The sequence below is a fragment of the Bradyrhizobium sp. NAS96.2 genome, from assembly GCF_001908235.1.
Lineage (GTDB): Bacteria > Pseudomonadota > Alphaproteobacteria > Rhizobiales > Xanthobacteraceae > Bradyrhizobium.
The window spans coordinates 18,267-40,797 of record NZ_LGHK01000215.1 but is presented as its reverse complement, the minus strand read 5'-3'; the positions used below and the strand labels follow the sequence as shown (position 1 = coordinate 40,797).

Below are 22,531 nucleotides of genomic sequence, written 5' to 3'. Positions count from 1 at the left end.
ACCCATGGCGCGACGGTCACCGGTCAAGGTCATCGGCAGCCGCCTGGTGCAGGCGCTGCCCGTGATCCTGCTCGCGACCTTTATGGTGTTCGCGCTGCTCAAGCTGGTGCCCGGCGATATCGCCGTGACCTTGGCGGGCGACAATGCCACCGATGCGCGGATCACCGAGATCAGGCAGATCTACGGTCTCGACCGGCCGTTCCTGGTGCAATATGGCGCCTGGCTTGGCCATGTCGTGCAGGGCGATCTGTCGCAATCGCTGTTGACCGGCGAGAAGGTCGCGGACTCGATCGGCCGTGCCTTCCCGAACACGCTGCTGATCGTCGTGATCGCGCTGGTGCTGGCGCTCATCACGGGTATTCCGATGGGCGTGATGGCCGCGATCAAGCCGAACGGCTGGGTCGACAAGCTGATCAGCATGATCGCCTCGCTCGGCGTCGCGGTGCCCGGCTTCTGGCTGGCGATGATCCTGGTCGCGGAGTTCTCGTTGAAGCTGAACTGGCTGCCGGCGACCGGCGCGAAATCCTTCAGCGTCTCGCCGGTCGACGCGGTCCGGCACGCGCTGCTGCCTGCCATTGCGATCGCAGCCTATGGCATGGCCGAGGTGGCGCGTCAGCTGCGCGGCGCGCTGCTGGAGGTGCTGTCATCGCAATATGTCCGCACGCTGCATGCCAAGGGCCTCTCCATATCCCGGATCCTGTGGCAGCACGGCCTGAAGAATGTCAGCGTCAATCTGCTCACGATCATCAGCCTGCTGGTGAACCGCATGCTGGCGGCGACCGTGGTGATCGAGGCGGTGTTCGCCATTCCCGGCCTCGGCAGCCTGATCGTGCGCGGCGCGATCCAGCGCGATTTCCCGATCGTGCAGGGCGTTGTCTTCACCATGGTGGTGGTGGTGATTGCGGTCAATCTGATCACAGACCTCTTGTGCGCCGCGGTCGATCCGAGGATCGAGCAATGACCGACACCGCGCTCGCATCCCTGAAAGCACCGGCCAGGCCGACCCGGCTGCGGCGTTTGCTGCGCTGGCTCGCTGGGGATCTGCGTGCCGCGCTGTCGATCCTGGTGCTTTTGGTGCTCGTCGTCGTCGCGATCGGCGCGCCCTGGATTGCGCCCTATGCGCCGACCGCACAGGACGTCAACAACATGCTGGCGCCACCGGGGCCCTCGCATCTGCTCGGCACCGACGATCTCGGCCGCGATGTCTTCTCGCGGCTGATCTACGGCGCGCCGGCCACCGTCTATGCCAGCCTGCTTGCGGTCGGCGTCGCAGTCCTGATCGGGCTGCCGGTCGGCCTGATCGCCGGCTATTTCGGTGGCTGGATCGACGACGTCATCAGCCGCATCATCGACACCTTCCTGTCGTTCCCCGCCATCGTGCTGGCGATCGCGGTCACCGGCGCGCTCGGCATTGGCCTCACCAACGGCATGATCGCGATCGGCATCACGATGTTTCCGGCACTGGCGCGCATCGTCCGCGCCCGCACCCTGATCGTGCGGCAGGAGCTCTATGTCGACGCGTCCAGGGGCTTCGGCGCGCCGACCTGGCACATCCTGTGGCGCCACGTGCTGCCGAACACGCTGCAGCCGGTCATCGTGCAGGTGACCTTGCTGCTTGCGGCCGCGCTGCTGGCCGAAGCCAGCCTGTCGTTCCTCGGCCTCGGCATCCAGCCGCCGGACCCGAGTTGGGGCGCCATGCTGGCACGCGCCTATCAATACATGGAAATCGCCCCGGAGCAGATGTATGCGCCGGGCCTTGCCATTCTCGTCGTCTCCCTGGCGTTCAATGCGCTCGGAGAATCCTTGCGTGTCGTGCTCGATCCGACCATGAAGGATCGTTAGAGCATGCTCTCCCTCGGCCGCGCGTGCTCTTTCACCTCGCCCCGCTTGCGGGGAGAGGTCGAAATTGGCGCGCAGCGCGAATTTCGGGTGAGGGGGACTCTCCGCGAGCTCACTTGTGGAGGCTCCCCCTCACCCGAAGCCTACGCTTCGCTTCGGCTTCGACCTCTCCCCGCAAGCGGGGCGAGGTAAGCAAACTCACGGAACCATCATGTCGTTCAAGAAATTGCTGATTGCCAACCGCGGTGAGATCGCCATCCGCATTGCCCGCGCCGCCGCCGAGAGCGGCCTTGCCACGGTCGCGGTCTATCCGGCCGATGATGCGGCTTCGCTCCATGTTCGCTCCGCCGACGAGGCGCGCGAGATCCCGGGTCGCGGGGCGCGCGCCTATCTTGATATCGAGGCTGTGATCGCGGCGGCCAAGGCTGCCGGCTGCGACGCGCTGCATCCGGGTTACGGCTTCCTCAGCGAGAACACCCAGCTCGCGCGGCGCTGCGCCGAGGAGAAGATCACTTTCGTCGGTCCGTCCCCGGAAGCGCTCGATCTGTTCGGCGACAAGGCCAAGGCGAAGGCGCTCGCCAAAAAATGCGGCGTGCCGATCATCGCCGGCACGACAGGCGCGACCTTGCTCGACGAGACAAAGGCCTTCTTCGCCTCGCTCGGCGCCAATGCCGCCGTGATGATCAAGGCGATCGCCGGCGGCGGCGGGCGCGGCATGCGCGTGGTCGAGGACGCAGCGAAGCTCGACGAGGCCTATGCGCGCTGCCAGTCGGAAGCCAAGGCGGCGTTCGGCAGCGATGCTGTTTATGTCGAGCGGCTGATCCGGAAGGCCCGCCATATCGAGGTGCAGATCATCGGCGACCGCCATGGCACGATCAGCCATCTCTGGGAGCGCGAATGCACCATCCAGCGCCGCAACCAGAAGCTCATCGAGGTGGCGCCGAGCCCGTCGCTCAGTGAGAGCCTGCGCGCCCGCATCATCGAGGCGGCCAAGCAGCTCGCGACCGCTGCGCGCTACGATAATCTCGGCACCTTCGAATTCCTGGTCGATGACGAAGCCGGCGAAGGCGAGGGCGCCTTCGCCTTCATCGAGGCCAATCCGCGGCTGCAGGTCGAGCACACCGTCACCGAAGCGGTGCTCGGCATCGACCTCGTGCGCTCGCAGCTCGCCGTCGCCGCCGGCGCTACGCTGGCCTCGCTTGGCCTCGCGCAATCGGCCGTGCCGCTGCCGCGCGGCTATGCGATGCAGCTTCGCGTCAACATGGAGGTGATGGACGAGAAGGGGCTGACGAAACCGACCGGCGGCACGCTCAGCGTGTTCGACCTGCCGTCCGGCCCCGGCGTCCGCGTCGATACGTTCGGCTATTCCGGCTACCGGACCAGTGCCGCGTTCGACTCGCTGCTGGCCAAGGTGATCGTGCATTCACCGAGCCCGAAATGGACCGACGTGGTGCACAAGGCGTCGCGCACCTTGCGCGAATTCCGCATCGGCGGCGTCGCCACCAACATCCCGTTGCTCGGCGCCATCCTGGCGCATCAGAGCTTTGGTCGGAACAAGATCAGCACCAACTTCATCGATACCCATGTGGCGGCGCTGGTCGGCGCCGCGAATGAGCATGCTGCGCCGCTGCTCGAGGTGAGCGATGCGGCCGCGACCAAGACTGTGACGGCCGAGGCGGCGCCCGAAGGATCGCTTCCGGTGCCGGCGCCGCTACAGGGCACGATCGTAGCGATCGAGGTTGCGGAGGGTGATCTGGTCCGTCCCGGCCAGCAGATTGCGGTGCTGGAATCGATGAAGATGGAGCATCTCGTCACCGCGCCGAATGGCGGCCGCGTGACGAAGATCGCGGGCGGCATCGGCGTCACGCTGATGCATGGCGAGCCGATCCTGTTCTTGGAGCCCGCCGAGGTTGATGGCCATACCGCGGCAGAGGAGGCCGCGATCGATCTCGATCACATCCGCCCCGACCTCGGCGAACTGATCACGCGCAAGGCGATCACGCTGGACGAGAACCGTCCGGCGTCGGTGGAGCGGCGCCGCAAGACCAACCAGCGCACCGCGCGCGAGAATATCGCGCAGCTGGTCGATGAGGGTTCGTTCGTCGAATACGGCTCGCTCGCGATCGCAGCGCAGCGCCGCCGCCGCAAGGTCGAGGACCTGATCAAGAACACGCCGGCCGACGGCCTGATCGCGGGCGTCGCCACCGTCAATGCGAAAGACTTCGGCGCCGACGGCGCACGCTGCATGGTGATCTCCTACGACTACACCGTGCTGGCCGGCACCCAAGGCCACATGAACCACAAGAAGATCGACCGCATGCTCGGCCTCGCCGAGCAGTGGCGCATGCCGCTGGTGTTCTATGCCGAGGGCGGCGGCGGACGTCCCGGCGATACCGACCGGCTCGGCATGACCGGCCTCGACGGACCGTCCTTCGTGCAGTTCGCAAAGCTCTCCGGGCTCGTGCCCGTGGTCGGCGTGGTCTCGGGCTATTGCTTCGCCGGCAATGCCGCGATGCTCGGCGTCTGCGACGTCATCATCGCCACCAAAAATGCCTCGATCGGCATGGGCGGTCCGGCGATGATCGAGGGCGGCGGGCTCGGCATCTATCATCCGGCCGAGGTCGGCCCTGTCTCATTCCAGTCGCCGAACGGCGTGATCGACATCCTGGTCGAGGACGAGGAAGAGGCGACGACGGTGGCGCAGAAATACCTGTCCTACTTCCAGGGCGCGGTCGCCGATTGGAAGGCGCCGGACCAGCGGCTGCTGCGCCGCGCGATCCCGGAAAATCGCCTGCGGGTCTACGACATCCGCAACGTCATCGACCTGATCGCGGACGAAGGCTCGGTGCTGGAGATCCGCAGGGATTTTGGCGTCGGCATGATCACGGCCTTCATCCGCATCGAAGGCAAGCCGTTCGGCCTGATCGCCAACAATCCGAAGCATCTCGGCGGTGCGATCGATGCGCCGGCCGGTGACAAGGCCGCGCGCTTCATGCAACTGTGCGATGCCTTCGACATTCCGATCGTCTCGCTGTGCGACACGCCGGGCTTCATGGTCGGCCCCGAGGCCGAGAAGACCGCGATCGTGCGCCACGTCGCGCGGATGTTCGTCACCGGCGCCAGCATCACGGTGCCGCTGTTCGGCATCGTGCTGCGCAAGGGCTACGGTCTCGGCGCGCAATCGATGATCGGTGGCGGCTTCCACGCCTCGTTCTTCACGGTGGCCTGGCCGACCGGCGAATTCGGCGGCATGGGCCTCGAAGGCTATGTCCGCCTCGGCTTCCGCAAGGAGATGGAAGCGATCGCCGATCCGGTCGAGCGCGAGAAGTATTTCCAGACCAAGGTCGCCGAGCTCTACGCCAACGGCAAGGCGGTCTCGATCGCCTCGGTGCTCGAGATCGACGAGGTGATCGACCCCGCCGACACCAGGCACTGGATCATGGCCGGCCTGCGCTCGGTGCCGAAGGTAGAGCCGCGGACGCACCGGAAGCGTCCGTGCATCGATGCGTGGTGATGTGAGCCGGATATGTAGATGCGGTGTCGTCCTGGCGAAAGCCAGGAGCCATTACCCCAAATCTCAATCGTTGTGCGACGCTGGGGCCGCTGTCTTGTTCATCAACGAATGCGGTGGTTATGGGTCCTGGCTTTCGCCGGGACGACGGCAGTAAGCCGTAGGATGGGTGGAGCGAAGCGATACCCATCGTTCTGGCGCCGGGATGAGTTGATGGGTTTCGCTTCGCTCTAGCCATCCTACCCGGCGTCCGGTGCGGGCGCATCACTCGTGCAACAAGCTCGGTGTCGTCCCTGCGAAAGCAGGGACCCATAACCACAAATGGCTATTGGTTGGCGATGCTGGAACGACGAGTCCCTTCGAAACGTCCGCCGCGGGGTATGGGTCCCTGCTTTCGCAGGGACGACAGCGTGGATGAGGAGGCGCCTCTGGTCATTGCGCGTGCTACCCCAGCCTCAACTCTGCATACCCCTGCGCCGCCACCGCATCGCATCGCGCGCGGTACGCCGGCGCGCTGCCGCTGTAGCGGGCGACGATGCGGGTCTGCTTGCCCTCGACGTTGCGGTTGATGCCGGTCATCCAGGAATCGACCTCGTTGGAGAGCAGGCCGACACCGAGCGCCTTGACATGATCGGTCCAGCCGGCGGTGCCCTCGGGCGTAGCGTCGAGGAAGGTCAGGCCCTTCGCTTGCGCGAAGCGGAGCAGGCCGGTGACCCAATCCACGCTGTATTCGATGCTGCGTGGGATGTTGCCGAGCGCGGTGTGCGGGCCCATCAGCATCATCATGTTGGGGAAGCCGTCGACCATCAGCCCGAGATAGGTTTCGGGCCCGTGCGTCCATTTCTCCTTCAACCGCGCGCCGTGCGCGCCACGAACATCGATCTTGTCGAAGCTGCCGGTGATGGCGTCGAAGCCGGTGGCGTAGATGATGATGTCGAAGGCGTAGTCCTTCTCGGTCGTCCGGATGCCCTCGGGCGTGATCCGCTCGATCGGCGTCTCCTTGATATCGACGAGGTCGACATTGTCGCGATTGTAGACCTCGTAATAAAAGGTCTCGAGCGGCAGCCGCCGCGTGCCGAAGCCGTGGTTCTTCGGGATCAGCTTCTCGGCCACCGCCTGGTTCTTCACGCGCTCGCGGATCTTGCGTGCGACGAAATCGCTGATCGTCGCGTTCGCCGCGCGGTCGATCAGGATGTCCTTGAAATTGCCCTGCCAGATGCCGAAGCCGCGCTCGCCATAGAGCTTCTCGTAGAACGCCTCGCGCTCTTGCTCGCTCACCTCGAACGCGCCGCGCGGATCGGGCGTATGCACGAAGCAGGCGAAGGTCTCCTTGCAGCGCGCGAAGATCTCGGGATAGCCGGCCCTGATCCTGGCTTGCGTCTCCGCGTCGATCTTGCCGTTGTGCAGCGGGGCCGCCCAGTTGGCGGTGCGCTGGAACACGGTGAGGTGGCCGACCTCGCTCGCGATGGTCTGGATGGTCTGGATGCCGGTGGCGCCGGTGCCGATCACGGCGACGCGCTTGCCGGTGAAATCTACCTTCTGCTTCGGCCAGCGCGCGGTGTGAAACGATTGCCCCTTGAAATCGTCGCGGCCCTCGACGCGCGGCAGGGTCGGCGTCGACAGCGGCCCGATCGCGGTGATCAGGAAGCGGCAGCTGTGCTGCGCGCCGCTTTCCAGCGTGATCCGCCAGTTCCGCGTCTCGTCCTGGTAGATCGCTGACGTGACACGGCTCTCGAACTGGATGTCGCGGCGCAGGTCGAACTTGTCGGCGACGTAATTGCAGTAGCGCAGGGTTTCGGGCTGGCCGGCGAAATGCTCCGACCATTCCCATTCCTCGAGCAGCTCCTTCGAAAACGAGTAGCCATAGGAATAGCTTTCGGAATCGAAGCGCGCGCCGGGATACCGGTTCCAGTACCAGGTGCCGCCGACGCCGGTGCCCGCCTCGAACACGCGAGCGCTGAGGCCGAGCTCGCGCAGCCGGTAGAGCTGGTACATGCCGGACAGGCCGGCGCCGATGATGATGACGTCGTAGTCCAGCGCAGCCGTCTCGGGGCTGTTGTCCTGGTGCGATGCGGCCACCTGTCGTCGCTCCCTGATGGGTTGATTGCGGCAAGGCTAGCCGGTCTCGCTGCTACCGACAAACATCGAAGTGCGGGGCAGCTATCGCGATTTGCCAGGGGCTGCCGGCCTGCGCGCATTCCGCGCGGCGGACTGTCCGTTCCGCGGCTTTACTCAGCCGCGGGATACCCGCTATCGTCGGGGCGACAAGGCGATCGCCCGGCAAGCGGCGACGGAACCAGCGGGAGTGAGGCGATGGGAGAGGCGCTGCGCAGGCCGACGTCGTCAGACGTCAGCAATCCCCGGCTCTATCAGGATGACACCTGGCGTCCGCTGTTCGCGCAGCTCCGCCGCGATGATCCCGTGCATTATTGCGAGGCTTCACCTTACGGCCCGTATTGGTCGGTGACGCGCTACGACGACATCTTCGCGGTCGAGCTCGACCACCAGAACTATTCCTCGGCTTCCGAGCTCGGCGGTATCCAGGTCGCTGACCAGCCCAAGGGGCAGGAGCGGCCGAGCTTCATCCGCATGGACCCGCCCGGCCACACCGCGCAGCGCCGCACGGTGGCACCGATCGTGGCGCCGTCGAACCTCGCCAATTTCGATGCCCTGATCCGCCAGCGTACGGCCAGCGTGCTCGACGCGCTGCCGCGCAACGAGACCTTCGATTGGGCCGAGCGGGTCTCGGTCGACCTGACCAACATGATGCTGGCGACGCTGTTCGATTTTCCCTCGGAAGATCGCGCCAAGCTGACCTGGTGGTCGGATGTTGCGATCGCCAACGTCGAGTCCCCGGACGCCGTGGTGCATTCGGAGGCCGAACGCACCGCCGAGCTGATCAAGATGGGAGAATATTTCCGCAAACTCTGGGACGCGCGGATCGACGCGCCGCCGACCTTCGACCTGATCTCGATGCTGGCGCATTCGCCGGCGACGCGGAATCTGGATGCGCGCGAGTTCATCGGCACAATCGGGCTCTTGATCGTCGGCGGCAACGACACCACGCGCAACTCGATGTCGGCCGGGCTGATGGCGCTGTGCGAAAACCCCGAGCAGTTCGAGCTGGTCCGCGGAAGGCCGGAGCTGATCCCGAACCTGGTGTCCGAGACCATTCGCTACCACACGCCGGTGCTGCACATGCGCCGCACCGCGCGCAACGATGTCGAGCTCGCCGGCCGCCGGATCAAACAGGGCGACAAGGTGGTGATGTGGTACATCTCCGGCAACCGCGACGAGGACAAAATCGAGCGCGCCGACGAATTCATCATCGACCGCGCCAAGCCGCGCCAGCATCTCGCCTTCGGCGCCGGCATCCACCGCTGCGTCGGCGACCGCCTCGCCGAGCAGCAACTGCGCATCCTCTGGGAGGAGGTTCTGGCGCGTGATCTGCGTTTTGAGATCATGGGCCCACCGCAAAGGCTCTATTCCAATTTCATCCGCGGTATACGAAGCTTGCCGGTGAGAATCGTGAATTGAGGCATTATCGCCATCCCCGTCATTGCGAGCCACCCGGTCGGCGCGAAGCGCCGCCGGATGACAGGCTCCGCGAAGCAATCCATCGTGCGTCATGCGCGGAAGCGTGGATTGCTTCGTCGCTCCGCTCCTCGCAATGACGAAGGAGAGCTACCAGGAAAAAAGAATGAAGAACGATCCCGTTGACGTCCTGATCATCGGCGCCGGCGCCTCCGGCGCTGCGGTGGCCTGGAGCCTTGCCGATACCAAGATGCATATCCTCTGCCTCGACCAGGGCGGCTGGATGAATCCTGCCGAATATCCGAGTACCGGGCGCGACTGGGAGGCGAAGTTCTACGGCGAGTGGGCGACCAGCCCCAACGTTCGCCGCCGGCCCGAAGATTATCCGATCAATGACGACAATTCGCCGATCAAGGTCGTGAACTTCAACGCTGTCGGCGGCTCGACCGTGATGTACACCGCACACTGGCCGCGGCTGCATCCCTCCGACTTCAAGGTGAAGACGCTCGACGGCGTCGCCGACGACTGGCCGATCGATTACGACACGCTCACCCCGTTCTTCGAGGAGAACGATCGCATGATGGGCGTCTCGGGCCTGTCGGGCGATCCGCTGTCGCCGCTGAGCCACCCGCCGATGCCGCCGCAGCCGCTCGGGCTATCCGGCCCGCTGCTCGGCAAGGCTCTGAACAAGCTCGGCTGGCACTGGTGGCCGTCGGACACCACGGTCGCGACGATGGACTATGAGGGCAGGGCGCGCTGCATCAATCTCGGCCACTGCACGCCGGCCTGCGCACAGGGCGCCAAGGCCTCGACCGACATCACCTATTGGCCGCACGCCATCCGCGCCGGTGTTGAGCTGAAAACCCATTGCAGGGTGCGCGAGATCCTGACCAATGAGCACGGCATGGCTTCCGGCGTCGTCTATTACGACAAGGACGGCGTCGAGCAATTCCAACCGGCCGAGGTCGTGATCATCGCCTGCAACGGCGTCGGCACGCCGCGGCTGCTGCTCAACTCGGTGTCGGGGAAATTCCCCAATGGCCTCGCCAACTCATCCGGCCTGGTCGGCAAGAACCTGATGTTCCACCCCTATGCGCAGATCTACGGCTTCGTGAAGGAGCCGACGGACAGCAACCGCGCGCCGCCGACCTGCCTGTGGAGCAAGGAGTTCTACGACACCGATCTGTCGCGCGGCTTCGTCCGCGGCTACGGCATCCAGTTCGGCCGCGGCGCCGGGCCGGTGTTCGAGGCAGTCGCGAGCGAGCAGAAGGGCATCCTGCCCTGGGGCAAGGATCATCACCGCGTATTCCGCAGGCTGAACGGGCATCGCCTCGCGGTCTCGGCGATCTGCGAGGATCTGCCGGAGGAGCACAATCGCGTCACGCTCGATCCCGTGCTGAAGGACAGCCATGGCATTCCCGCGCCGAAGATCGACTACACGATCTCAGCCAACAGCCGGAAGATGATGGACCATGCGCTGGCGCGCGGCCGGGAAGTCCTCGATGCCGCCGGCGCCACCGACATCTGCATCAACGATCCGATCCCGTGGGGCGGCTGGCATCTGCTCGGCACCGCGCGGATGGGCACAGATCCGGCGCGCTCCGTGGTCAACGAATGGGGCCGCTCGCACGACGTGAAGAACCTGTTCATCGTCGACGGCAGCATCTTCGTCACCTCGGGCGGCGTGAACCCGACCTCCACCATCCAGGCCCTTGCGCTCTACATCGCCGACCAGATGAAGCAGCGCCTCGCCAATCTGTTCGATTGAGACCGTCCATGTCCGATGCAAAACAACTGACCGCAGCCCAGCGCGCCGATCTCCGCACCGTCGCCGCGATGATCGTTCCTGCCAGTGACGAGTACAAGGTGCCCGGTGCGGACGATGCCGCGATCCAGGCCGACATGCTGGCAACGCTCGGCCGTGATACCGCGCTGGTGGCGCAGGCGCTGGACCATCTGGCTGATCTCGCCGGCCAACCGCTCGCCGAGCTCGACGAAGCCAGGCGCGACGCGGTGGCGCAGGAGTTTCGCAAGCACGGCGGCGCGGCCGCGGCGACGCTCGTCCGCGTGGTGCTGCAATGCTACTACCGCGACGACCGCGTGCTGCGCTCGCTCGGGCTCGAGCTGCGCGCGCCATTCCCCAAGGGCCACGTGCTGCCGGACGGCGACTGGTCGCTGCTCGATCCGGTCAAGGCGCGCGGCGGCACGCTGCGGCGGGCGACTTAGGCCTGACGAGATCAGGCTGATCTGCACCAATGGCGGACCTTCACCTCTCCCTTGGGAGAGGTCGGCGCATTCGCGCCGGGTGAGGGTTTACGGTCTCTCATTGGAGCTGCGGCCCCTCACCCGATTTGCTTCGCAAATCGACCTCTTCCCATCGGGGAGAGGTGCAGCAAGTGCGCGGCCGAGCCGATTCGATCCAAACTCATCTTGCCCTAGCCAACCGGGCAGGTGGGTGGCGTAACCACTTGCGGCGGCGGGAGCCGGTCACCATCTGAGGGGACCAAAGGACTCTCGCCATGCTGGATTTTACCTCAGATGCCGCCGGTGACACGACGTCACCGCGAACGGCTGATGCTGCCCGAGTGGATGCCCAAGTGGATGTGCAAGCCGCATCTCAAGTCGACGACCGGGCTTTGCTGGATGCCTATTCCAATGCCGTGATCGACGTCACCGACCGCGTCGGCCCGGCCGTGGTCCGCGTCGAAACCGGGCCGAAAGTGCGCAATGCGCGTGAGCGCGGCGGGCTCGGCTCGGGCATCGTGATCTCGCCCGACGGCTTCGTGCTGACCAACAGCCACGTGGTCGGATCGTCGAAGGAGATCCGGCTGCGCGACACCGAGGGCTTCGTCACCGACGCCCATGTGCTCGGCGTCGATCCCGACACCGACCTCGCATTGCTGCGGGCCGATGGCGCGCGCGATCTGCCTTACGCGTCGCTCGGCAACTCCAAGACGCTGCGGCGCGGCCAGCTCGTGGTCGCGATCGGCAATCCGCTCGGCTTCGAATCGACGGTCACCGCCGGTGTGGTGTCGGCGCTCGGCCGCTCGATCCGCTCGGTCAGCGGGCGCACCATCGAGGACGTGATCCAGACCGATGCCGCGCTCAACCCGGGCAATTCCGGTGGACCGCTGGTGTCGTCGAAGGGCGAGGTGATCGGCATCAACACCGCGATCATCAACGGCGCGCAGGGCATCTGCTTTGCGGTCGCCAGCAACACCGCGCAGTTCGTGCTGTCGGAGATCATCCGCCACGGCTATGTCCGCCGCGCCTATATCGGCGTCGCCGGCCAGACCGCGCCGGTGCCGCGGCGGCATGCGGTGCTCGCCGGCGTCGAGAACAAGATGGGTGCGCTGTTGATGCAGATCGAGCCGGACAGCCCGGCCGCGCGCGCGGCGCTGTTGCCGGGCGACGTCGTGATCAGGCTCGACGGCATAGAGATCAACGGCGTCGACGACCTGATCCGCGCGCTCGATCACAGCCGGATCGACCGCACGCTGTCGATGGACGTGCTCCGCCTCGGCCGCCTGCGCGCGATCGAGATCCACCCGATCGAGCGCAAGCCCGCGAAGCAGTGATGCCATCCGCGCGCGCGATGCACCCTCTCCTGTCATGTCCGCCGTAGCCTTGGCGAAGGCGGATGTGAGGGGAGAGTGTCCTTGAGGTTACGCCAAAAAACGGGCTTGGCCCTCTAAGTTGCGGCCAGCGGTTTCTTGCCGCGTCCGAGCGCAAATTGACCGACCGGGCTCTCGACATGAAATTCGAGCCCGGTGATTTTCGCAAACAGATCGATGTCGGTCGTGCCGATGGCGCAGCCGCCAAGGCCCATATCAGTCGCCGCCAGATAGAAGGTCTGGATCATGGTGCCGACATCCTTCAGGATCAGCGAATATGCGATTGAGCTGTATTTCCAGGACACCCGCCCAAAACGCGCGGCGATCGTAATCAGGACCTGCGGCGGGCCGGGCGCGTCCATGGCAAACTCGGCCGCCGTCGAGAGCGCCTGGAGCTGCTGGGCGGAAGCGCCGATTGCTACCAGTGCGTGACCGCCCGCATCGTAGTGGTAAAATCCGCGCGCAAGCCCCTCGCAGTTCGAGACCGCCAGGTACAATTCCAGCTCGTAAGCGCTGCCCGCCGATGGATAAGGCCTCGCGCTGTAGGTGACTTCAGGACCGCCGTCAAAATCCGCGCCGCTCTTCCATTCCGATAGCACGCGGGCGGTGGTGTCGAGAAACTGTGCGAGTTCGGCGAGCGTGACCGGGTGCTGGTCGTCGAAATCTCGTATTGAATGGCGTTCACGCAACAGCTTCGCGAAGGGCGAGATCGGCTCCGGCGTGGAGAGTTTGTGGAGGGCGATCTTCTCGCCTGGCCAACGCGGACGCATCGCAGGCAGCGGCGGAACGACGCCCGCATAGGTGAATGCGCCGCCAACTGGATCGGCATGCCGGCCCTCCGTGCTCCGCGTGTGAAACACGAGATCGTGGAAATCCCAGAGAACGAGATTGCCGTCGCCTTCATTCACCCGAAGGCCGTCGCCGTCTTTCGTATTGAGCTTGATCAGCATCCGGCTGTCGAGCAGCAATCCGAGCAGATCGAGGTTCAAGGAGGTGGCGTGGCGGCGAAGCTTGCTGATCTTCTGGGGCTGCGACAGGGCCGCGAGGGTGGCAGCGATCGCGGGATCGCAAATCCGAAACAGCGCCCCGGCGCGCGGCGATTCCAGCACCATCTCGTTGCCGCGCCGGCGCAGATAGGCGAAGCGCGACAACGCGATGGTATCACCGTTCGCCAGCTTTGCGGGTTGCGGCCAGTACTCGGCGACCTGCGGCTCGATGACCACGAGGTCCTGCTCGTCGCGCGGCGAGGAGAGGCGGTATTCGAGAAGCCCTTGCCGCGCCAGTCGCTGCACCAGGGCATGAACCTGCCTCGCGAGGACGCTCTTGCCGGCAAAGGAGGCGAGCGGCAGGCCGGAGGTGAGATGTCCCGCACGGTCGATCGCCGCCGTGCTGAAATGTCCCAGATTGACCGTGTAGCTGCCGATGGCCGCGGCGATGCTTCCGTCCGCCTGCATATGAAGGGAAAAACGACCGTTCAATCGGGCGGCGATGACTGGTGCGATCTTCTTGGCCGGCCTTTTCCGGAGAACGCGCACGGAGGCCAGCCTTCAGGTGTGTGGAAGAAACGGAGTGAGTTCGCTTTCCGGTCGCGCGCGGTCCAATAATCCAAGCTTCACCGGAACATCGTAAAGCCGGCCGGGCGCGAAGCGGCGATAGAAATGCCGCAAGCCCGGAACGAGCACTCTGACGACGGGGACTTCGACGTCGGGCCGCGTCTGGTCGAGCACGAGGAAATCATGTCCCGCGCCGGTGGCAATCTCGATGCAGGCATTGACTTGGTCGCTCGTATTATCGTGAACCTTGAGGCTCGGTGCCGGCGGGACGATCGGATTGTCGCTGGGGATCAGGAAGGGATAATCGTCAAGTCGCAGCGGCGTAACACCGTCAAGCGTCGGCTTCTCGCCGCTTCCGCCGCCCATCATGCCAATTGACATGAACTGGGTCAGCTCTGTGAGGGAACGCAGCAGGGCTATGCGGCGATCGAAATGCGAGCCGGAGCCGAACTCGATATTTTCGTGTCCGTTCTGCATCCAGTGCGTGACCGCCACGTAAGAGGGAATGCCGAGATCGCTGGTGATGTCGAGCACCCACAGCCTGCGCCCCGCATCGGCAAACTGGGCTTGCAGGTCCCGCACATAGGAATCCTCGAACTGCGTGAGGTCGACTTCGGCACGCTGCAGCCGATTGTACCACCAGATGGCGTAGGCATCGCGTTCGACCAGTTCGAGGAAGCCTTGAACGATGGCTTCCTCACGGGTGTTGCCGGCCGCACATCCGTTGGAATCCGTGTGGAAGCCGCCATAGAAAAAATACAGTAGGCCGGTCGGAAGATATTTGAAACGCTTGTCGCGTAACGACCAGACCGGCGACCACTCGGTTCTTGTCGAGGGATCGAACGGCTCAGGAACCGGGTGTGAATCGTCCGGTTGCGGGGCATGCCTGTTCTGAAACTGCGTGTCGCTGAAGAGCTGAACGTCGTTGGGAAGAAGAGCGTCACCGGGAGCGAAATCGGTAAAGCGGCGCTTCGACCTGATCTCGTCACCCTGGAAAATGCCCGAATAGCGCTCGATCGCCTCCATCAGCGCGCTGGCCTCACCCTGCTCGGCTGTGGAACCCTTACCGAAGCTGCCGCCGCTCAGTCCGGATCTGAGCTGGTCAACGTTCCAGGCCGGCGCGGAGAAGTTGTGGTAGGCGAAAAAATTTGTATTCATCGGCAGATCGGCCTCGATCCGCTCGAGCCGCGAAACGACGCCGGTCAGCGGACTGACGTGTTTGCGGAACCGCGCTACGGTGGTTCGCGACGTCACGGTGCGGTATCCGCCGCTCGTGAATATGAGCTTTCTGCCCTCGACAATCTCGATCGACGTTGCCGCCCGGCGCGGGCTCTGCAGTTTCTTGCTGCCGCAAGTCGGACATTGCGGGCGTTTCGCGACGAAGTGCTTGGCGATGACGGCACCAGTCAGGTCGAAGCTTGCAATGTGATCGCGCAGGTCGGTGCGAAAGCCCGAGGCAATCGCCTTCGAGATCTCCAGGGCAGCGAAGTGGACTGCGGTCTGTCCAACGGTGTCGTGGACCAGGGGCGATACGGCGACCGCTTGCGCCGGTCCGCGATCGAGAAATCCCTTGATCTCCCGATTGCGTATCATGCGATCGAACAGGCAAGTCCAGCAGGCGCTCTGGCCCGGCTTGAACACGGGTCCCACCAGCGGAATCACGCCGGATGGCTGTACCAGGAGCCACGGCGTCCCAGCGGCGGCGCGCTCCCCGTTCAGCGCGGCGAGCCGCCGATCAAGGTAGTCGTTCACCAGCGTGATGATGAGCTTGGGTGACCGCTTGGTGATCCGAACGCCAAGCTTGCTCAAGGCCGCGCTCAGTTCCCCAGCGCCTTTGACATCGATCGATTCCACCTGCACGGGGCAATCGCGGAGATTCTGGTCCGCAACCTCGGGAGGCAGGCCGAGGCTTGCCCAATATCCATCAACGGCGCCTGCGAATGCGTGCGATGCTCCATTAACGACGTATCGGCGCTCCAACAGCCGCCTGATCGCTTCCTCGACCTTGTCGGCGGGAAAACTCTTTGAAAGCCGGCGAACGATCTCTGGCGCAGCCTTTCCATTTTTTCCGATCGCCGCGGCTACCGCACAATACAGATCGCCGTGCAGGAAGAACTTGCGAGTCTCGGAATAAAGACAGACCACATTGGGAGGAATGACATAGGCGGTGAAGTTCGGCGCGAAGCGCAAGACGCCCTTGCGGGTCTGCCTCGCGGCGCGGCTCTTGCGATTGACTGTCATCGGGTCAGCACGCCGATCCTGTTCCCGTCACTGCCGGTTGCCGACGCTCGGCAAACCACAGTCCCGCTCAACTTGTGCGCCGAGCTCGACTATTCTTCGAATAAGTTGGATCACACTCGCCCGCCATCGGCAAGCTGGCCGGCCAGGCGCGGTAAAGGTCGCAACGACAGCAAGAAAATGGCCGGGTCGTTCGCGGGCCCGGCCAATGAAATCGCGACGTGTCGATGCATAATCAGGGAGCGCTGCTTCCTAGCACCAGCGGCAGCGGCCCCACGATGCACAGCACCCTGCGCATGTCACCCATGGCACGCCTATCCCGATCCAGCCGACGCCGCAGCCGCCACATCCACCGCAACCGACGCCGCAGCGGCAACCTCTGCACGCTCTACATCCGCCGCAGCCTCTGCAGCCTCCGCAACCTCTGGCGCCTCCGCAGCCATGACAACCACCGCATCCCCGCGCGAGCAGCACACCGCCCGCGACGCTTCCATGGTCGATGAGATTGAGGTGGAAGGTGGCGAGGCTGACGTCGGCCAGTTCTTCCTCGCTGAGCGCGGTCACCTGGCCGGGCGCGAAGCTCGGCCTGTGTTGAACGTCGCCGGTCGGTACGGCCGAAGCCGATGCACTTCCCGCCAGCGAAAAGGTTAGACCGGCTACTCCCAGCGCCGGCATCGCGGCTTTGGTCATTCGCTTCTTTTTCGAAGCTTGCTTCACCCGCTGCATGGCCGCATCCTCCAAAGTTGGAAGAAGGATCTCCGTAAGGCGCAATCCTACGCCGAGCCAACAAGGCAGGCAAGATTTAGGGATACACGATTTAGGGATACACGAAATGTAATGAGGCTAGCTTGCGTTCATCTTCATGAACAATATCGCGCAATTTCATCGATGGCACCTAATATCCACGCCCACGAGCGGATGGCGACGGGTGCGGTTTGATGCGGTGCGCAATTGCCGGCCCGCTTGCACAGGGAAATTAACTTGGTCGATCAGCCCGGACGCTTCGCCTGGTATGAACTCCTGACGACGGACCTGCGGGCGGCAGCCGCCTTCTATGGCAAGGTCGTTGGCTGGGCGACGAAAGATGCGTCGACGCCGGAGCTCGCCTATACGGTGCTCGCTGCGGGCGACGCGCCGGTGGTTGGGCTCATGGAGCTCCCCGAAGAGGGGCTGCGATTGGGCGCAACGCCGAGATGGGTCGGCTACGTCGCCGTCGATGACATGGATGCGAAGGCCGCGCAGATCCGCCGTCTTGGCGGCGCCATCCTGGTATCGCCGACCGACAGCAATATCGGTCGAATTTCAGTGGTCGCCGATCCGCAAGGCGCGACGTTTGCGCTGGTCACTGGACTGACATATGGCCAACGGCAACCTGGCGGATTGGACGAGCCCGGGCGCGTGGGCTGGCATGAGTTGCTGGCTGAAGACCGGAGCAAGATCTTTGCATTTTACGGCGAGCTTCTTGGCTGGCAGAAGGCCCATGCTGCAGCCGATCCGGCAGACGTGTATGAATTGTTTTCGGCGGGAGGGCAGACGATCGGCGGCATGCTCACCAAGCTTCCGAGCGTATCGCAGCCCTGTTGGCTCTACTACTTCAATGTTGACGACATCGGCACGGCCGCCAAGCGCGTTCATGCTGGCGGAGGCCGGGTCCTCCAGGGTCCGATCGAGTTGCCCGGTGGTTGCTGGATCGTTCGATGTGCCGATCCCCAGGGCGCCCTGTTTGCGTTGCAGGGCACTTGGGATCAGACCCGCACCGAACGCCCCTCCACCTCGGAAATCGGTTGGTCTGCCAGCTGGGGTGGCATTGCTTCAAAGGGCAGGATGGTGCTTCACAAGACGAAGCGCTGATGCATGATCCGGAAAAGTGCGAAGCGGTTTTCCGAAAAGATCATGCTCAACAAGAAGCTAAAGCGTGATCACGATTCGACTTAATCTCATCGCGCTTTCGCTGCTCACCACCAGTATGGCCACCGCCACGCCTCATAGAGGCGCCACGACGACACCAGGGGCGGGCCGTAGGGATCGACCCGGTCGTCTTCAGGGCGATAGCGATATCGTGGAACAATGTAATAATCCCACGGCGTTGGCCTTATCACGGGCGTCGGGATAACAATCCTTCTTAGTTCCCTTCGCGTCCGTGCTTCAGCACCAGACGTCCCGAGGTTACCCAGCAACAAGGCCGCTCCGAGAGCGCACGCGACGGTCATTATCTTCATGCATCGGCCTCCTTGCTTGAGAGTGCAAAAGGACTGAAAACAAGGCAAGCTAATTCCCCTCTCGACTGGCTTGAATCGCTGCTTGTGGCGCCTCTCGGACTTACGGCAATGTCCGCTTTCGTGCTCCTGTTGGGGCCACAGCAGACATCCAACGCGCATGATCTGAGCCGCCTCGATCTATGAGTACACGGCCTGGCCAGTGATAGTCGATTATTCCACGTCCTCCGGACCTGCGTCGGTCCACCGGAACACGACCCGTCATTGGTCATTGATACGGATCGAGTGCTTACCCGCCAAGTCGCCCTTGCAATGGCATGGTGGGTGAGAATTTTCGGCCGCAATCGCGACGGCCGGGGACGCCGTTGCGTAGGCGCCGGGGCGTTCGCGAGATTTCGGAATAATAGAAGATATCGCTGATTTGCCCGACGCGTCAAGTTGCTTGTTCGAGTGCCGGCGGGCGCCCGGCTACTTTGCATGGGGTTGTTTTCGATATTTTGGGGGAGCTCGCTGCGCGCCACCTTCTCCCACATCCGCCTTCGCCAAGGCTACGGCGGACATGAGGGGAGAAGGGATGAGGAGTTTGCGACGGCGCTACCGCAGAGCCGCCAGCAGCTCGTCGGGCTGTTCGACCATCATCATGTGGCCGGCACCCGGCAGCACGACGGTACGGGCGTTCGGCGTCGCGGCGGCGAGGGCCTTGCCGGCCTTGGCGGGCGTCATCATGTCGCGCTCACCGAGGATGAAGGTCGCGGGCACCTTGACCGCGGCAGCCGCCGTGAGCGCGTTCTGGTAGGCGTTGCAGGCGTTGAGGTCGTTGTAGAGCACGCCGGGCTTGGCCTCCTGCAGCACCCGCTGCGCGCCCTGGTGCATCCACAGGCCCGGCGCGAGGCTGCCGCCGAGCTCGGCCTTGAAGCCGAGGCCCCAGATCGAGACCATGTCGATCGCGGCGACGTCATTTGCTTCGGCGGCCTTCAGCAGATCGGGGCCGACCGTCATGGTCGCGGCGGTGCCGATCAGCGCCAGGCCCGAGACCTTGTCGGGATGGCGCGCCGAGGTCTCGATCGCGATCAGCGATCCCATCGAGTGCCCGATCAGCCGGGCCTTCGCTGCGCCGGCGGCCGCGATCAGCGCGGCGATCCAGTCGGCCATCTCGGCGATGGTCGGCAGCGGCTTGCCGGCGGAGCGGCCGTGGCCGGGCAGATCGGGCGCCAGCACCGCGAAACCGTGATGGGCGAACCAGCGGCTGTGCAGCGCCCAGGTGGAAGAGTCGAAGCCGGCGCCGTGGATCATCACGACCGCCGGCAGCGATGCGTCGAACGGCTTGCCGCCGGTGGCGATGAAGGTGTCTGCCCCGTTCACTGAAAGCTGCATGGCGCTTAAGTCCTTTGCGAGGCGCGCAGCGCCTGGCCGAGATCATCGATGATATCGTCAGCGGTTTCGATGCCGACCGACAGCCGCACCAGCTCCTCGCCGATGCCGGCGGCCTTCAGCTGTTCGGCATCCATCTGCTGATGGGTGGTGCTGGCGGGGTGGATCACCAGCGTCTTGGCGTCGCCGACATTGGCGAGATGGCTGATCAGCTTCAAGGACTCGATGAACTTCTTGCCGGCGGCGCGGCCGCCCTTGATGCCGAAGCTGATGATCGAGCCGGCGCCGCGCGGCAAGAGCTTCTTCGCCAGCGCGTAGTCGGGATGCGTCTCCAGCGCCGGATGCAGCACCCAGTCGACCGCCTTGTTCGCGGCGAGGGCTCCCAGCACCGCGTTGGTGTTGCTGACGTGGCGGTCCATCCGGACGCCGAGCGTCTCGATGCCCTGCAGCAGCTGGAATGCGTTGGTCGGCGACAGGCAGGCGCCGAAATCGCGCAGGCCCTCGGTGCGGGCGCGCATGATGAAGGCGGTCTTGCCGAACTGCTCGTCGAAGACGATGCCGTGATAGCCGGCATAGGGCTCGGTCAGCTGCGGGAATTTGCCGGAGGCGCGCCAATCGAACCGGCCGCCGTCGACGATGACGCCGCCGATCGCGATGCCGTGGCCGCCCATCCATTTGGTCGCCGAATTCATCGTGATGTCGGCGCCGAGCTCGATCGGCTGGCTCAGATAGGGCGTCGCGAAGGTGTTGTCGATCAGAAGCGGGATCTTCGCATCATGCGCGATCTGCGCCACCGCGGGGATATCGAGCACTTCGAGGCCGGGATTGCCGATGGTCTCGCCGATCACGAGTTTTGTATTCGGCTTGATTGCGGCACGGAATTCATCGAGCGCGCGCGGCTTCACGAAGGTCGTGGTGATGCCGAACCGCGGCAGCGTGTGCGCCAGCAAATTGATGGTGCCGCCATAGAGCGAAGCGGAGGCGACGATATGGTCGCCGGCGTTGAGCAGGGTTGCGATCGCAAGATGCATCGCGGCCATGCCGCTGGCGGTGCAGATCGCGCCGACACCGCATTCGAGTGCGGCGATACGCTCCTCCAGCACTGCCGTCGTCGGATTGGAGATGCGGGTGTAGATATGTCCGGCGCGTTCGAGGTTGAACAGCGCCGCGGCATGGTCGGCGTCCTGGAAGACGTAGGACGTGGTCTGGTAGATCGGCACGGCGCGTGCGCCGGTTGCGGGATCGGGGCGCTGGCCGGCATGCAGGCTCAGGGTTTCGAAGGCAGGCGGCTTTGGTGCGGGCATGCGAAACTCGTCAGGTCAGTCGATGAGGATATTTGGTCTGCAGGTCTATACGTGAACTGCGGTGCGAACGCGGCCGACATTGCCGAACACGCGCAAATAGCGCTCGACCTCTGTGGGAATGCCGGTCGCCTTCTCCGGATTGTCGGAGAGTTTTACGGCCGGGCGTCCGTCGACCGACGTCACCTTGCAGACGATCGAGATCGGGTCGAGTTCGGCGGAGCCGTCGGGCGCGCAGCCGATGAAGTCATTGGTGAGGTTGGTGCCCCAGCCGAAGCTGACGCGGACACGCCCCTTGAAGTGATGGAACGTCTCCTCGATCGAGCCGACATCCATCGCGTCCGAGAACACCAGCAGCTTCTCCTTGGGATCGCGGCCTTTCTGCTTCCACCATTTGATGATCTCTTCGCCGGCGGTGATCGGCGGTGCGCTGTCGGGCCGGAAGCCGGTCCAGTCGGCGACCCAGTCCGGCGCGTCGCGCAGGAACGGCTTGGTGCCGAAGGCGTCGGGCAGGGCGATCAGGAGGTTGCCGCCATAGGCATGACGCCATTGATCGAGGATCTGATAGGGCGCCCAGCGCAATTCCTCGTCGGAATTGGCGAGCGCAGCAGCCACCATCGGCAGCTCATGCGCGTTGGTGCCGATCGCCTCGAGATCGTTGTCCATCGCGAGCAGCACGTTCGACGTTCCGGTGAAGGAGGAACCGAGGCCTTCCTTCACCGCCTCGACGCACCAGCGCTGCCACAGGAAGCCATGACGGCGGCGCGTGCCGAAATCGGACAGCCGCAGACCGTCGAGCTTGCGCAGCCGCTCGACCTTGGTCCACAGCTTGGCCTTGGCGCGGGCGTAGAGCACGTCGAGCGCGAAGCGGCCGTAGGTCTTGGTCGCCGCGCGCGAGCGCAGCTCGTTGAGGATCGCGAGCGCCGGGATCTCCCACATCGTGGTGTGGGTCCACGGCCCGTGGAAATGCAGCTCATACTGGCCGTCGACCTTGTGCAGCTCGTACTCGGGCAGGCGGAAGGTCGAGAGCCAGTTGATGAAATCGGGTGAGAACATCTGGGTCTTGCCATAGAATGTGTTACCGGCGAGCCAGATCAGTTCCTTCTTGGAAAAGCGGATGGTGCGGGCGTGGTCGAGCTGGGCGCGCAGCTCACCCTCGTCGATGACCTCGGCGAGCCGGATATGGGTCGAGCGGTTGATCACCGAAAAGGTCGTGCGGGTGTCCGGATAGGATTCCCGGATCATCTGCTGCATCAACAGCTTGTAGAAATCGGTGTCCAGCAGGCTGCGCACGATCGGGTCGAGCCGCCAGCCGTGGTTATAGGTCCGGGTCGCGATATCTGTCACGGTCATG

General features: G+C 64.5%; 14 protein-coding genes. 8 read left to right on the top strand and 6 right to left on the bottom strand.

Annotation, left to right across the window (positions count from 1 at the left end; all coding sequences use genetic code 11):
• The first annotated feature begins 4 nt into the window (after positions 1-4).
• The 3 genes from AC628_RS35080 to AC628_RS35070 all read left to right on the top strand — a co-directional run bounded on the left by AC628_RS35080 (position 5) and on the right by AC628_RS35070 (position 5,353).
• Positions 5-961: an ABC transporter permease gene (locus tag AC628_RS35080; protein ID WP_074131271.1), complete on the top strand. Its 957-nt coding sequence runs from the start codon at positions 5-7 to the stop codon at positions 959-961.
• Positions 958-1,842 carry an ABC transporter permease gene (locus tag AC628_RS35075; protein WP_074131270.1) on the top strand — a complete coding sequence of 295 codons (885 nt, stop codon included), beginning with the start codon at positions 958-960 and terminating at the stop codon, positions 1,840-1,842. The genes AC628_RS35080 and AC628_RS35075 overlap by 4 nt, the downstream gene beginning before the upstream one ends.
• 208 nt (positions 1,843-2,050) lie before the next feature.
• Positions 2,051-5,353, top strand: a complete 3,303-nt coding sequence (locus AC628_RS35070; RefSeq protein WP_074131269.1) for a carboxyl transferase domain-containing protein — start codon at positions 2,051-2,053, stop codon at positions 5,351-5,353.
• Between the two features lie 441 nt (positions 5,354-5,794).
• On the opposite strand, the gene AC628_RS35065 is transcribed toward AC628_RS35070, so the two are convergent.
• On the bottom strand, positions 5,795-7,429 hold the full coding sequence (locus tag AC628_RS35065) for a flavin-containing monooxygenase (protein WP_074131268.1): 1,635 nt from the start codon (positions 7,427-7,429) through the stop codon (positions 5,795-5,797).
• Positions 7,430-7,663: 234 nt separating this feature from the next.
• Between AC628_RS35065 and AC628_RS35060 the strand changes: the two genes are divergently transcribed.
• The 4 genes from AC628_RS35060 (at position 7,664) to AC628_RS35045 (ending at position 12,462) form a co-directional block, all read left to right on the top strand.
• On the top strand, positions 7,664-8,887 hold the full coding sequence (locus tag AC628_RS35060; protein ID WP_074131267.1) for a cytochrome P450: 1,224 nt from the start codon (positions 7,664-7,666) through the stop codon (positions 8,885-8,887).
• 163 nt (positions 8,888-9,050) lie between these two features.
• A complete protein-coding gene (locus AC628_RS35055) occupies positions 9,051-10,652 on the top strand; it encodes a GMC family oxidoreductase (protein WP_074131285.1) in 1,602 nt (533 codons plus the stop codon).
• 8 nt (positions 10,653-10,660) lie between these two features.
• The gene (locus AC628_RS35050) at positions 10,661-11,110 is read left to right on the top strand and encodes a gluconate 2-dehydrogenase subunit 3 family protein (RefSeq protein WP_074131266.1); all 450 of its coding nucleotides are present in this window, start codon (positions 10,661-10,663) and stop codon (positions 11,108-11,110) included.
• Positions 11,111-11,403: 293 nt separating this feature from the next.
• Positions 11,404-12,462, top strand: a complete 1,059-nt coding sequence (locus tag AC628_RS35045) for a S1C family serine protease (protein ID WP_143201970.1) — start codon at positions 11,404-11,406, stop codon at positions 12,460-12,462.
• 113 nt (positions 12,463-12,575) lie between these two features.
• Here the strand turns inward: AC628_RS35045 and AC628_RS35040 are convergent, their stop codons facing one another.
• Positions 12,576-13,952: a SagB/ThcOx family dehydrogenase gene (locus AC628_RS35040; protein ID WP_074131264.1), complete on the bottom strand. Its 1,377-nt coding sequence runs from the start codon at positions 13,950-13,952 to the stop codon at positions 12,576-12,578.
• Between the two features lie 93 nt (positions 13,953-14,045).
• Positions 14,046-16,292, bottom strand: a complete 2,247-nt coding sequence (locus AC628_RS35035) for a TOMM precursor leader peptide-binding protein (protein ID WP_074131263.1) — start codon at positions 16,290-16,292, stop codon at positions 14,046-14,048.
• 978 nt (positions 16,293-17,270) lie between these two features.
• On the opposite strand from AC628_RS35035, the gene AC628_RS35025 reads away from it, so the two are divergent.
• Complete coding sequence (locus AC628_RS35025; protein ID WP_245321489.1) at positions 17,271-18,140, top strand: VOC family protein; 870 nt, start codon at positions 17,271-17,273, stop codon at positions 18,138-18,140.
• A gap of 959 nt (positions 18,141-19,099) precedes the next feature.
• Here the strand turns inward: AC628_RS35025 and AC628_RS35015 are convergent.
• From AC628_RS35015 to pncB, 3 genes are read right to left on the bottom strand one after another with little or no spacing between them, the layout of a single operon-like run.
• Positions 19,100-19,879: an alpha/beta fold hydrolase gene (locus AC628_RS35015; protein WP_074131260.1), complete on the bottom strand. Its 780-nt coding sequence runs from the start codon at positions 19,877-19,879 to the stop codon at positions 19,100-19,102.
• Positions 19,880-19,884: 5 nt separating this feature from the next.
• On the bottom strand, positions 19,885-21,180 hold the full coding sequence (locus tag AC628_RS35010; protein WP_074131259.1) for an O-acetylhomoserine aminocarboxypropyltransferase: 1,296 nt from the start codon (positions 21,178-21,180) through the stop codon (positions 19,885-19,887).
• Between the two features lie 45 nt (positions 21,181-21,225).
• Positions 21,226-22,530: a nicotinate phosphoribosyltransferase gene (gene pncB, locus AC628_RS35005; protein ID WP_074131258.1), complete on the bottom strand. Its 1,305-nt coding sequence runs from the start codon at positions 22,528-22,530 to the stop codon at positions 21,226-21,228.
• Position 22,531: the final 1 nt, after the last annotated feature.

What these genes read in the sequence shown, in the direction of transcription:
- AC628_RS35080 (WP_074131271.1), top strand. Translation starts at nt 5, where the DNA reads ATGGCGCGACGGTCACCGGTCAAGGTCATCGGCAGCCGCCTGGTGCAG.
- AC628_RS35075 (WP_074131270.1), top strand. Translation starts at nt 958, where the DNA reads ATGACCGACACCGCGCTCGCATCCCTGAAAGCACCGGCCAGGCCGACC.
- AC628_RS35070 (WP_074131269.1), top strand. Translation starts at nt 2,051, where the DNA reads ATGTCGTTCAAGAAATTGCTGATTGCCAACCGCGGTGAGATCGCCATC.
- AC628_RS35060 (WP_074131267.1), top strand. Translation starts at nt 7,664, where the DNA reads ATGGGAGAGGCGCTGCGCAGGCCGACGTCGTCAGACGTCAGCAATCCC.
- AC628_RS35055 (WP_074131285.1), top strand. Translation starts at nt 9,051, where the DNA reads ATGAAGAACGATCCCGTTGACGTCCTGATCATCGGCGCCGGCGCCTCC.
- AC628_RS35050 (WP_074131266.1), top strand. Translation starts at nt 10,661, where the DNA reads ATGTCCGATGCAAAACAACTGACCGCAGCCCAGCGCGCCGATCTCCGC.
- AC628_RS35045 (WP_143201970.1), top strand. Translation starts at nt 11,404, where the DNA reads ATGCTGGATTTTACCTCAGATGCCGCCGGTGACACGACGTCACCGCGA.
- AC628_RS35040 (WP_074131264.1), bottom strand. Translation starts at nt 13,952, where the DNA reads ATGCAGGCGGACGGAAGCATCGCCGCGGCCATCGGCAGCTACACGGTC.
- AC628_RS35035 (WP_074131263.1), bottom strand. Translation starts at nt 16,292, where the DNA reads ATGACAGTCAATCGCAAGAGCCGCGCCGCGAGGCAGACCCGCAAGGGC.
- AC628_RS35015 (WP_074131260.1), bottom strand. Translation starts at nt 19,879, where the DNA reads ATGCAGCTTTCAGTGAACGGGGCAGACACCTTCATCGCCACCGGCGGC.
- AC628_RS35010 (WP_074131259.1), bottom strand. Translation starts at nt 21,180, where the DNA reads ATGCCCGCACCAAAGCCGCCTGCCTTCGAAACCCTGAGCCTGCATGCC.
- pncB (WP_074131258.1), bottom strand. Translation starts at nt 22,530, where the DNA reads ATGACCGTGACAGATATCGCGACCCGGACCTATAACCACGGCTGGCGG.